This window comes from Chitinophaga agrisoli (assembly GCF_008386695.1).
GTDB classification, from domain to species: domain Bacteria; phylum Bacteroidota; class Bacteroidia; order Chitinophagales; family Chitinophagaceae; genus Chitinophaga; species Chitinophaga agrisoli.
The window spans coordinates 569,390-582,326 of record NZ_VUOC01000003.1; the positions used below are offsets into that span (position 1 = coordinate 569,390).

Genomic DNA, 12,937 nt, shown 5'->3' on the forward strand with positions numbered 1-12,937 from the left:
ACATTCGTCATCTAATAGGGCGGTCCTGTAGGCCGTTCCCCTAACCTTTAATTATCATTCATGCAGTTACCACCAGACCGGATGCGGTATTTAATGCGTCAGTATATAGAGGGGCGTTGCACCAGGGAAGAGATGGAAGAGTTGTATGCAGCCATCGCGTCCGCAAAGGATGAGGAGCTGTCCGGCCTGCTGGAGGACGAGTTCAACGCTACCGGGCCCGGTCCGGGTGTACAGGAGGTAGATTGGGACCACCTGTTTAACCGCATTGTAAAAACCAGGCCGGCCACGCCGACACGGCGTATAACTGCCTGGTGGAAATATGCGGCAGCTGCTGCCGTCATCCTGCTGGCAGGAGTTGGGGGCTTTTATTGGTACCAGCAACAGCAGGTAAAGCCGGCCATTGCTATGGACCAGGCATCCAGGCCGGCGGTACAGGACGCGCAACCGGGCGGTAACAAAGCAGTGCTTACCCTGGCAGATGGGTCTACTGTTACGCTGGATAGCGCTGGCAACCGGCTCATGCAGCAAGGCAGCACGGCGGTACACCAGCAGGGTGGTACGTTGCAATACAATGCCGCCGGCAGCAATGCAGATGTCAGTTATAATACCCTCACCACGCCCCGCGGCGGACAGTTCCAGCTAACCCTGCCGGACGGCACTAAAGTATGGCTGAATGCTGCTTCCTCCCTCACATTCCCGGTGGCCTTCACTGGCCGGGAGCGGGCGGTAACGCTCACCGGCGAAGCCTATTTTGAAGTGGTGCACAATGCTGCTATGCCCTTCAAAGTGCATGTAGAAGGGATGGAGGTGGCAGACCTGGGCACCCGCTTCAATATCATGGCCTATCATGATGAAAATGCCATTAAGACCACCCTTATAGAAGGGGCAGTAGGCGTATCAGACGGCAGAAAAGAAGCCCTGTTAAAGCCCGGTCAACAGGCGGTATTGGACAAGCGCAGCACTGCCGGTTTAAAGGTACAGGCGGCAGATATAGACCAGGCCATTGCCTGGAAGAACGGCGAGTTTTTCTTTGATCATACCAGCATCTATGAGATCATGCGCCAGGTATCCCGCTGGTACGATGTAGAGGTCGGCTACCAGGATTCGCTGAACGCCTACCTGAGCGGCAATATCCGCAAGAATGTGAATGTATCGGAAGTGTTCAGGATGCTGGAGCTCGCAGGGGATGTACGTTTTAAAATAGAGAATAAAAAAGCAACCGTTATGAAATGACCAGCAGCAGCGTTATGGGACCAACAACAGCCACGTTAGAGATGAATTAGCATTAGGGGGAAAGGGCAACATTTTACAACCAATAAAATTCCACCACAAGGATCATGAAAACATAAATTCCACTATAAAAAAGCCAGGAACAGGGCTAGTGTTCCTGGCAGCTTCAGTCTCTCATTACAATTCCTGAGGGGAATTATTAATTCAAAACTTAAACGATACGAATGTATGCAATTGTCCGCACTTCGCAAGGGCAGGCGCCTGCCTGTCCCATGCCTATCCAAAATTATCCTTGTTATGAAACTGACGATGTTACTGACCATTGCCGTATTCCTGCAGGCCAGTGCAACAGGCTTCTCCCAGCAGAAGATCTCGCTTTCAGCCAGCAATGTACCTTTGGAGAAGATCTTTAAGGATCTCCGCAAGCAAAGCGGGTACAACTTTCTTTATAATGATCGCCTGATGGCCGCCGCTACGCCCGTAAGTATACAGGTGAATAACGCTCAGCTGGAAGACGTACTACGGCTATGCCTCAAAGATCAGCCGCTGGCTTATGATATCATCAACAAAACGGTAGTTATAAAAGAACGTGCGCCCGCCGCCAAACCACCGGCGCCGGCGCCTCCCATCACTATCACCGGCCGCGTAACAGACAGCCTGGGCGCGCCGCTGGAAAGGGTGAATATCCACGTAAAAGGCACGCAAACTGGTACTATGACGGATGCCAACGGCCAGTTTACCCTGAATGTGCCGGATAAAGACGCGGTGCTGCTGTTCACCTATCTGGGTTATACCACACAGGAACTAATGGTCGGTGAGCGCACCTCCTTCTCCGTCCGCCTTACGCCGGTGGTCAGCAGCTTGACGGATGTGGTAGTGGTGGGTTACGGCCAAACCCAGGCCAAGGCCCGTGTTACAGGGGCCATCTCCACGTTGAAAGGAGAGGAGATCACTACCACCAAAAATGAGAACGTAGTAAACATGCTCACCGGCAAAGTGCCCGGTATGCGCATCCTGCAAAAGAGCAGCGAGCCCGGCGCCTATGACAATGTTTTTGACATCCGCGGTATGGGTAATCCCCTGGTAGTGATAGACGGTGTGCCCCGTGGCGCTGGCGACCTGTCCCGCATGGACCCTAATGAGATCGATAACATTTCTGTGTTGAAGGATGCTACCGCGGCCATCTACGGCGTGCGCGCCGCCAACGGCGTGATCCTGGTCACCACCAAAAAAGGCGGCAGAAGCCAGAGCGGTAAGTTTGATATCACCTACTCCGTAAACCAAAGCTGGCAGCAGTTCCTGAATACTCCCAAAAGCGTAAATGCGCTGGATTATATGATGCTTAAGAACGAGCAGCAGAAAAGGGGGTTCGGTAACAACTTCCTTACCCAGATGCCGCCCGCTTTTTCACAAACGGATATGGACCTCTACAAGAACGGGACTTTGCAGTCTTCTGATTGGGTGGGCGCTACCATGAAGGACTTTGCCCCGGAAATACAACATACCCTAAGCGTGAACGGCGGCGGCGAAAAAGTGAACTACTTCTTCAACCTGGGATACTTTAAGCAGGATGGGATGTTCAAAAGCGGCGATATGAACTATGACCGTTTTAATTTCCGCTCTAACATCAATGCAAAGATCACGGACCGGCTCCGCGCGCAGATCCTCACCTCCGGTTATATAGACACTAAGAACCAGCCCGGCGGCAGGGGCGTTTGGGAAATGTTCAAATATACCTGGAACCAGTTGCCTACAGATCAGATCTATGCAAACAATAACCCCGCGTACCCGCACCTGGAACCGGATAACGCCAACCCGGTAGTGATCACGGATGCGGATTATGTAGGCACGCAAATCTATAAGAACAAGAACTTCCAGGGCCAGCTGGGCCTGGAGTACGATATTCCCGGCATTAAAGGTTTAACCGCTAAAGGCATGTACAACTATGGCTTTAACATTGCGGATAACACACAGATAAAAAAATCATACAACCTTTACGAGTACGATCCGGAAAATCAGGTCTATAAGACCACGCTCGTAAGCACGCCCTCCACCGTTAACCGCAGTTATTGGAACAACACGGCTACCCTGTTCCAGCTGTCGTTGAACTATAGCCGGCGGTTCAATCAAACACACAATGTAACTGCCCTGGTGCTGTACGAAGAGAGCAATACCAATAACGACAATTTTTACGCACAAAGGGAGTACTCTCTGGGCCTCCCCTATCTTTTTGCGGGGGATGTGAGTAACCAGGTAGGCAGTATGGACCAGAACGGCCTTAACCAGATCGTGACCAAAGCAGTCGTAGGCCGGGTAGGCTATGATTACAAAGCTAAATACATCATGGACTTCAGCTTCCGGTATGATGGTTCCAGCAAATTCGTAGCGCCCAAGCAATGGGGCTTTTTCCCGGCCGTTTCCCTTGGCTGGCGCCTGAGCGAAGAGCCTTTCATCCAAAACATTGTTTCCCCCAACATCCTCAATAACCTGAAGCTGCGTGGTTCCTATGGTAAAACAGGGGATGATGCCGCTACCGCCTTCCAGTCTTTTGCCGGCTATAACTACCCGGTAGGCGGCTACATTTTCGGCAGTAGTTTCGCCAATGGCCTGGCTTCCAAAGGCGTGGTGAACCCGGATCTTACCTGGCTTACCGCCAAAACCCTGAACCTTGGTCTGGATGTAGACCTGTGGAGAGGCCTGATAGGCGGCTCTGTGGACTACTTTATCAGGAACCGTGACGGTCTGCCGGCCAAACGTACCACCACGCTGCCAGGCACCGTTGGCACCAATCTGCCGGATGAGAACCTGAACAGCGATCAGACCAGGGGCGTAGAGTTTTTGATCACGCACCGTAATAAGATCGGAGAGCTCAGTTATAACATCAGCGCCAACATCTCCTCCTCCCGTACAAAAATGCGGCATGTAGAACAAACCCGCGCAGGCAATTCCTATGAGAACTGGCGTAACTCCCAGGAAGACCGTTATACCAATATCTGGTGGGGAAAGGATTACGGTGGACAATACACCTCCTATGACCAGATCTATGGGCATGATGTAAACGCCGGCGGCGGTAACCAGGGCGTAGTACCCGGCGACTATTACTACATAGACTGGAATAACGACGGCGTGATTGACCGTAAGGATGAATCCCCCATCGCCACCCGCGATATACCCATGGTCAACTACGGCATGAGCATCGGTGCATCCTGGAGGGGTATAGACCTGAACATACTGCTGCAGGGCGCCACCCAGTTCTATGTACAATACGCGGAGCAAATGGCGGAACCGCTCATGTACGGCCGCAGCTCCCTGACCCAGTTCCTGGACAGATGGCATACCGCAGATCCCAATGCAGATGTTTTTGATCCTAACACCGTTTGGGTACCCGGTTATTATCCCGCTATGGGCTCGCCTACTGCAGAAGGTACCCGTGCGGCACAGAATGCTTCCTATATGCGCGTAAAAACGCTGGAAATAGGGTATACGCTCCCTAAAGCGCTGTTACGCAGGGCGGGTATCTATAACTTCCGCGTGTATGTAAACAGCTACAACCTGGCCACTATCACCGGGTTAAAGAACAGCGATCCGGAGCATCCCGGCACGGTAGCGGATGGAGCAGACTGGAACTATTCCCAGGGAGGGTATAAATACCCCATGAACAGGACCTTCAGTATTGGCGCCAGTATTACTTTTTAAACCACGAGCTCATGAAACAACTGAAATATATAATAACAATAGCTTTTGCAGGCCTGCTGCTGGCGTCTTGTCATAAACTCGATATTGCGCCCCTTAACCTTATCCAGGATAAGGACGTATTTGCCAATGAGAATGGCGTTACCGCCTACATGGCTACCATCTATAAAGCCCTGCCCATAGAAGACTTTTATTATCGTAACGAAGGCGGCAACGGCGGCAACGGTTTTAACCGGGGATGGGAGCAATTCTACCATCCCGGCGCGCTGTGCGGAGAGCTTGTAGGCCCTTACGGCAGCACCTATGATGGCGCCGGCGGTTTTGGTTACTGGCCTTATGCTGATATCCGCACCGTAAACTACCTGCTGGAAAACCTGCCAAAGAATGCGGCCAATTTCCCGAAAGAGAAAATAGACCAGTGGCTGGGAGAAGCCCACTTTTGCAGGGCCTATTTCTATTTTGCCCTTGTTAAAAGATATGGCGGTATCCCTATTATCAGAAACGTGCAGAACTATCCCGGCCAAACCCTGGAAGAGTTGCAGGTACACCGGGATAAGGAACTGGATGTATGGAAGTTCGTTGCCTCAGATCTGGATAGCGCTTACCTGCTCATGCCGGAAAAAAGCGTCAGGGCAAGGGCCAACCGTTATGTAGCCGCCGCCCTCAAATCAAGGGCTATGTTATATGCTGGTACCATTGCCAAATACGGCGCTGCCAATTTTGTAGCCGGCGATGCGCGTGATCAGGGATACGTAGGCATACCCGCTTCTGAAGCGGCCGGTTTCTTCAAACAGGCATGGGACGCCGCCAAACTGCTGGAAGGCCACTACAGCCTCTATGCAAAAAAGCTGGACGATAAAGAGCAGAACTATGTAGACGTGTTCCTGGACCAGGATAGCCCGGAGAATATACTGGTACGTGATTACTCCCTTACCAGCAACACGGCCCATAGCTGGGATGCTACCATGACCTGCCGTTATATGACGGCCGATGGCCTTTCCCGCGCATACCCCACCCTGGAGTTTGTAGAACGTTTCGCCGGCCAGCTGCCCGTTGTAAATACAGATGGCACGCCCCGCCGGTTTAATAATACGGCGGAACTGATGCAGGGCGTGGAGCCCCGCCTGCTCGCCACGGTCTACTTCCCCGGCGCCAGTCTGAGGGGACTGCAATTCGATACCCAACGCGGCATCTATGAGCATTTTACCGGCACAGCCGCCGCAGAACTGGGGCTCAACCCGCCCAATGGCCCCTTCCGCCACCTTTCCGGTACCACCAACGCGCTCTGGCCGGATGATAATGGTAAACGTATCATTGGTTTCACCGGTATCAGCACCAACGATGATGACCGTACCCGTACCGGCTTTTATGTAAGGAAATATGTGGATTATAAACGGGAGCAATCCCAATGCGGCCTGTATATGAGCACCCAAAGCTGGATAGACATGCGGTATGCGGAAGTGCTGCTGAACCGCGCGGAAGCCGCTTTTGAAATGGGCAATACCACAGACGCCGTTACCGTCATCAACCAGATCCGCGACCGCGCCGGCGCCACGCCTGCTACCGCCGCTATCACGATTGATACCATACGTAATGAGCGCTGTAAAGAACTGGCTTTTGAAAAACAATACTGGTGGGATCTGCGCCGCTGGCGGATAGCAGACCAGGTGCTGGACAATACCCGCTTCCATGCCCTGATGCCTTACTATCTCTACGATGAGAAAAAATACATTTTCCTCCGGGAGATAGAGCCCTTCCAGCGCTCCTACACCTTCGAAAAGAAATACTACTATGAGCCGCTGCCGGGAGGCGAGTTAGGCAAGAATCCTAACCTGTACCCCAACAACCCGAACTTCTAATTTTAAAAACACTTTTCATGCATAAAATAATAAAAGCCTGGCTGATTGGTTGCGGTGTCATCGCCCTCGCTTCCTGTACCAAAACAGATAATATGCCGGGGCCCAATGCAGGTTTCCAGGGCCGCTTGCTGGATGTAACCAACAGCAAGAACAACTTTGTAACAGAGACCAACGGCGTACAGGTAAAGCTGGAAGAGCTCAGCTGGAGCGCCACGCCCACGCCGCAATACATTCCCTCTAAACCGGATGGCAGCTTTGAGGATACAAAGCTGTTCGGCGGCCACTATCGCGTAACGCCCACCGCCGGCGCTTTCTGGCCCGTAGATCCCGTAGAGCTGGATATCAATGGGCTTACCACCCATGATTTTGAGCTCATGCCTTACCTCAAGATCACCAATTTCAGCCACCGCCTGTCAGGAGATACGCTCATCATGAGCCTGAACCTGGTAGCGCCAAAAACAGAAGGCCTGCCCACTATCATAGACCTGCAGCCTTTTGTAAATAACACCAAATTTGTAGGCGCCGGCGCTAATATCAGCCAGTACACCACGCCTACAGATCAATCCAAAAAGAACATCATCTCGATCAACAGTAACTGGTCAGATGCCATTGCGCAAACCACCTATGTGGTAAAAGTGCCGGACCTGATACATGGCCGTACTTTTTACGCCAGGGTAGGGGTGCGGGTGAATGATAGCTACAAACAATTCAACTATTCTGAAATAGTGGAAATACAGGTGCCCTGATCCTTTTTAGAGACGGCGGAAAAGCGTATTTTTATTATGGCGGAGGCGGCATGCCGGCGCCTCCCCATAATATAACGTGATCCCAACCGTCGGTATGAGCAATCAGTAAACATAAAACTGCCACGAATGAAAAAAATGATCCCGGTACTACTATGCTGCCTTTTAATAACAGGCGCCTATACCTACGGACAAACGCCCGCGCCTGTAAGATATCCCTCCTACAAAGGACTGGTAATGGCAGGCTACCAGGGCTGGTTCAATACGCCGGATGACGGCAGCAACCGCGGATGGCATCATTACGAAAGAAGAGGCAATTTTGCGCCCGGCTCCTGCGAAATAGACTTTTGGCCGGATGTAATGGAATATACCAAAACATATCCCACCGCGTTCAGCTACGCCAACGGTAAGCCCGCGGCTGTATTCAGCGCATATGACTCCACTACCGTAGCCCTGCACTTTAAATGGATGAAGGATTATGGCCTGGACGGCGTGTTTATGCAGCGCTTTGTAGCAGAGATCCGGAACCCTAGCGGTAAACAGCATTTTAACCGGGTGCTGGATAATGCCATGGCCGCCGCCAATATCTACGACCGCGCCATCTGCATCATGTATGACCTCAGCGGCATGCAGCCCGGAGAAGAACAGCTGTTACTCAAAGACCTGGACGAGCTGTCTGCCAGATATGACCTGTTGCATGGCGCCAAAAGCCCCACCTACCTGCACCACAACAGCAAACCGCTGGTAGTGGTATGGGGCGTAGGCTTTAATGATAACCGGCGGTATGGTTTTAAGGAAGCCGCTACCATCATTGATGGTATCAAAAAGCGAGGTTTTAGCCTCATGCTGGGAGTGCCTGCCTATTGGCGTAGTTTTGGCAAGGATGCTATAAATGACGGCGAATTACACCGTTTAATCAAACAATGCGATATTGTTGCGCCCTGGTTCGTGGGCCGTTATGATGAAAGCAGCTATCCCCAGTTTAAACGGCTCATCAGCGAAGATATGGCCTGGTGCCAGTCCAACAATATAGACTATGTACCGCTGGCATTCCCCGGCTTCTCCTGGAAGAACATGAACGGTCCCAATGCCCGCAGTATTGACCGCAACCGCGGCCGCTTTTTCTGGCAGCAGGTAACAGGCGCCAGAGAGGCCAAAGCATCCATGTTATACATTGCTATGTTTGATGAGGTGAATGAAGGCACCGCCATTTTTAAATGCAACACCGCCGACCGGCTGCCGCTAAATGGCGAAGGCCATTTTGTAGGCATAGATACAGACCTGGGCAGCGATTACTATTTATACCTGGCCGGCGAGGCAGCACGCTGGTTCCATGGCAATGCAGGTTATAGCGCAGAGCTGCCATTCAGAAAATAACTGTAATAAGTCAGCATAAAAAGCAAGGGCTGTTTTCTGATTCAGAAAACAGCCCTTGTCTAATACAATACCCTCATAACTTCAATGCCCTGCTGGCATCCTGCAACACCAGCACCCAATCCTGCCCATAACCGCTTTTAGGCGGGGTAAACTGCCGTTGCCCCTGGTTCTCTACCTTATCAATAACAGTAAACTGCCCGTTCCGCGGATCGTACCAGCCGGCGTTCAGCGTGCTGCCATTAATCTTACCTAGTTGCACCGTAAACGGCAGTCCGGCTGCCGTGTATACATACAGGTAGTCTTTACCCCTGGTGGCTTGGATACGCGTGGCTGCGGGCAGGTTGTTTTCCAGTATCAATGACTGGTCCGGTACCCGTTCCGTAAGCAGGTTAGCTTCCATCAGCTTCCGCACATATTGCATCTGGCTGGCGCCGGGCAGGTCCATGGCGGCCTGCCAGTAAACATGCGGGCCATTCACCGCTTCACGGTCAGGGGAGTAGAATTGCCATATATCGTGGCAGCCATAGGTATGCCCAAAGGCCCCGGCAAACAGGTCCAGGTAGGCATACTGCCGTACATCGTAAGCGCTGGATGTACCCAGGTCCTTTACATTAAAACAGATGGGATGGTCCTCGTACAAAGGTTCGCCGTCCAGCACCGGCTTGGTGGGCGTAAGATTATATACCGCCTGTATCTTATCATACACCGGCGTATTACGGCAATGCCCGTTCTGGAACATATGGAAGCTTAGCCACTCATCCTGCCGGAACCATTGCGCCGTGCCCAGCGCATTGGGCTGGGGGTGAAAGGTGATAAGCGGTTGCTGTGTACCGGCGCCTTCCAGTATGCCCGCGGCCATTTGCCGCCAGATGTTAACATGCTGCTCGTTCTGCGGGTTGCGGTCGCCGCCTAGTATCCAGATAATATTGGGCCGCTTGCCATAACGCTGCCCCAGCCATTTGCCATAGGCTTTAGCGTTATCCGCATTAAACACCTCCGGTCCCTTACCCCAGGAGCTTTTCCATACCTTATCGCCCCAGGTGGGCAGCAGCCCTATGACCAGGCCATAGCTGGCAGCTTTGTCTATAATATAGTCTACGTGCCGGAAATAAGCCTCATTGGGCCGGGTGGGATCATCCTGCTGCAGTGGCAGGTCGCCATAGGCATTGGGTGTATGCAGCCCGTCAAACTCTGCCAGCGCTACGGCTTGTATAACCGTAAACCCTTGTGAGGCCCGGTGTTGGAGATATTTGTCTGCCTCTTCACGGTTCAGCCGGTGAAACAGCTCCCAGGCAGTATCGCCCAGCCAAAAGAAAGGCTGGTCATTACGGAGCAAATACCGGTGGTTATCGCTGATGGTGAATTGTGCGGAAAGCGTAAGCGTGCAGGAACAAAGTATAGCCGTCAGGACTTGTCGCAGCATAGTGGAACTTATATCAGTGAGGATATAAAATACGCAAAAAAAAACAAAGGATCTCACTTTGCCCAGTGAGATCCTTAATTAAGTGAAAATGAAAGCTTTGGTAAGATTACCCTGCTCGGTCCTTATAAATTCCTTTTAAAGATACAGCACGCAAACCAGCGGGTAGTTAAGCAATCGTTAACCAAATAAATTTTTAGGGATAAATGATTATAATGGCCCCGTTTAGTACGGCTAAACGCATTTAAAATACGGTCAAAATGCTATAGTTTCGCACCTTCCATGGAGTCATTCATTCGTCATGTAGTTAATATCGGGATCAGGCCGGAGCATCCGTTTGAAGAGCAGAAGAAGATAAGGTTATTGAATGTTGGTTGTCTCATTGCCACCGTTATATTGGTCGTACTGTTCCTGTTGAATACCTTTACCGGTCACTACCTGTTGGCCGCCAGCTATGTTGTGGTGTTGCTGACACTTGCGGGCATTTACCTCTTGCACCACTACCAGCGCTTCAGCGCGGCCAGGTATATTACCATCTTCATTACGGCCGCGTTTGGTAGTTTTCTTTCACTGGGTTATCATAATAATACAGAATTGCTGTTGCTGCTGAATATAGCCATCATGGTGCTATTATTGGATGCATGGTGGCTAACGGTGGCGCTTACCCTGGTGGATATGTTCCTGTTTATATTTATCCGTATCCATAACTTGCATTTCCCGCCGCTGCTGGAACAGTTACCACTTTCCCGGGATATGATCAGCGCAACATCCGTTTTTGTGCTGATGGCCATTGCCCTGTTGTATAGCAAATATGAACAGGGGCGCTACCGCCAGCAAATGGAAGCGCTCAACCGGCAGAACGAAGAAAAGGCCCAGCGGTTAGAGAACCTTAACAAAGCCAAGGAAAAGATACTGTCCATCCTCTCGCACGATCTGCGGCAACCGCTGGCCGCTATGAAATCTTTGCTGCAGGTAGACGAAGGTTTATCACCTGTACTATTCAACGAGTTTGCCGGCCGGGTGCATAACAGCCTCGATCATTTACTGTTAAGCCTGGATAATACCCTGCGCTGGTCCTATACACAGCTCAAAGGAGTTACCGCCTACCCGCAGTATTACAGCCCCGGTGGTTTACTGCAACAGCTGCGGCAGCAGCTGGATATGCAGCTGCAGGATAAAGCGCTGCAATTTAACATAGTAGCAAATGGGGATACGCTTGTCTATGCAGATCCGGATCATCTTACCATCATTCTCCGCAACCTGCTGTCCAATGCCGTTAAGTTTACCCCCAGGGATGGCCGTATCACCGCCACGGTAACGCCTGTCAATGGGGTAGTTGAGATCAGTATTGCAGATACCGGCGTAGGCATGGATACGGCAATGCAGGCCCGGCTGTTTGACCTGGAGCACCATTTTACCCGGTACGGAACGGAGAACGAGCACGGCACCGGTCTGGGCCTGCTGGTGGTAAAGGAATTGGTAGAGTTGAATGGCGGTACCATCCGCTTATCCAGCGAGCCTGCGCATGGCACGGTATTCTATATCCACCTGCCGGCCTCCTTCGTATAGGCGTTCAGAAAGAAGCCCTTTCCACCAACCGGCAGGGATTCTTCAACTGCGTTTTCTTCTTTTTAAGGATCATATGTATCACATCGGCGCCCATCCTGCCAAAATCAGTGGAGATAGTAGTGATCCCATTGGCCACGATCTCTTTGATAGGGATATCATTATAGGAGATAATACCAATATCCTTGCCCAGCTTCAGCGATAAAGTGCTTATCTTTTTAACCAGCTGTACCAGGTCCTGGTCATTCACCAGCACATACAGCTCCCCTTTTACAGGCTGCCTGTTGCGTGCATTGGCAATCACGCTGGCCTCCAGCCCAAACTCCTTACAGAACCGGCGAAAACCGCGTTCTATTTGTTTCAGGTTATAGAAATTAGGGCCCTGTACCAATACCAGCCGCGTATACTGTCGTTGTATACGTTGCAGTCCCTGCTGCAGTACCTGGTAAATATCCTCTTCAAAGTACTGGCAAACAGAAGGGTATTGCAGGCCCCAGTCCTGGTAGCCCAGATCCAGTATATATACCTTATCCTGCGGCAGCTTCCTCATAGCATCTGTAATGCCCTTATCATTAATGGGCATGATAATATACTCTGTGTATTTACCGGCATGCTGTTCTACCAGGTTATTAAATACATCTACATTATTATGATGAAAATAAATATCTACCACGCCCTTGCCGCCCAACCCGTTTTTGATGCCCTCGTAGATCTCTTCCTTATAGGCCGTAAGGCTGTTGAACAATACAAACACATGATGTTTGGAATGGGTATTAGAGCTGGCTACAAAAAAGCCTTTATATTTAACGGCAGAGATAATGCCCGCCTGCTTCAGCTGGTCAAAGGCCTGTACCACGGTTTTTTTAGCAATGCCCGTACTGTCGCTTACTTCGTTTACAGAAGGGATCTTATCGCCTATCTTCAGCTGTTTATTATCAATGGCATTAATGACAGATTGCATCACCTGCTGGTATTTGGGTGCGCCGGAATTATGATCAAGCGAAATAAAGGACTTCATATTTGGTTGCGTACTACAAGTGAACAAATTT

The 12,937-nt window shown here is 51.1% G+C and carries 8 protein-coding genes; 6 read left to right on the forward strand and 2 right to left on the reverse strand.

Annotated elements, in window-relative coordinates:
• The first annotated feature begins 60 nt into the window (after window positions 1–60).
• The 5 genes from F0L74_RS17790 to F0L74_RS17810 all read left to right on the forward strand — a co-directional run bounded on the left by F0L74_RS17790 (window position 61) and on the right by F0L74_RS17810 (window position 8,902).
• Window positions 61–1,233 (forward strand): FecR family protein, encoded by a 1,173-nt coding sequence (locus F0L74_RS17790; protein WP_149839233.1) that lies wholly within the window; start codon window positions 61–63, stop codon window positions 1,231–1,233.
• 294 nt (window positions 1,234–1,527) lie between these two features.
• The gene (locus tag F0L74_RS17795) at window positions 1,528–4,926 is read left to right on the forward strand and encodes a TonB-dependent receptor (RefSeq protein ID WP_246197754.1); all 3,399 of its coding nucleotides are present in this window, start codon (window positions 1,528–1,530) and stop codon (window positions 4,924–4,926) included.
• Between the two features lie 11 nt (window positions 4,927–4,937).
• Window positions 4,938–6,782 (forward strand): RagB/SusD family nutrient uptake outer membrane protein, encoded by a 1,845-nt coding sequence (locus F0L74_RS17800; RefSeq protein ID WP_149839235.1) that lies wholly within the window; start codon window positions 4,938–4,940, stop codon window positions 6,780–6,782.
• A gap of 17 nt (window positions 6,783–6,799) precedes the next feature.
• On the forward strand, window positions 6,800–7,528 hold the full coding sequence (locus F0L74_RS17805; RefSeq protein ID WP_149839236.1) for a DUF3823 domain-containing protein: 729 nt from the start codon (window positions 6,800–6,802) through the stop codon (window positions 7,526–7,528).
• Between the two features lie 126 nt (window positions 7,529–7,654).
• Complete coding sequence (locus tag F0L74_RS17810) at window positions 7,655–8,902, forward strand: glycoside hydrolase family 99 protein (protein WP_149839237.1); 1,248 nt, start codon at window positions 7,655–7,657, stop codon at window positions 8,900–8,902.
• 73 nt (window positions 8,903–8,975) lie between these two features.
• On the opposite strand, the gene F0L74_RS17815 is transcribed toward F0L74_RS17810, so the two are convergent.
• Window positions 8,976–10,325, reverse strand: coding sequence for a glycoside hydrolase family 140 protein (locus tag F0L74_RS17815; RefSeq protein ID WP_149839238.1), 1,350 nt, complete (start codon window positions 10,323–10,325; stop codon window positions 8,976–8,978).
• Window positions 10,326–10,604: 279 nt separating this feature from the next.
• Between F0L74_RS17815 and F0L74_RS17820 the strand changes: the two genes are divergently transcribed.
• Entirely contained in the window at window positions 10,605–11,891 is a 1,287-nt protein-coding gene (locus F0L74_RS17820; RefSeq protein WP_149839239.1) for a sensor histidine kinase, read from the forward strand.
• A gap of 4 nt (window positions 11,892–11,895) precedes the next feature.
• On the opposite strand, the gene F0L74_RS17825 is transcribed toward F0L74_RS17820, so the two are convergent.
• Window positions 11,896–12,906, reverse strand: coding sequence for a GntR family transcriptional regulator (locus tag F0L74_RS17825; RefSeq protein WP_188316049.1), 1,011 nt, complete (start codon window positions 12,904–12,906; stop codon window positions 11,896–11,898).
• Window positions 12,907–12,937: the final 31 nt, after the last annotated feature.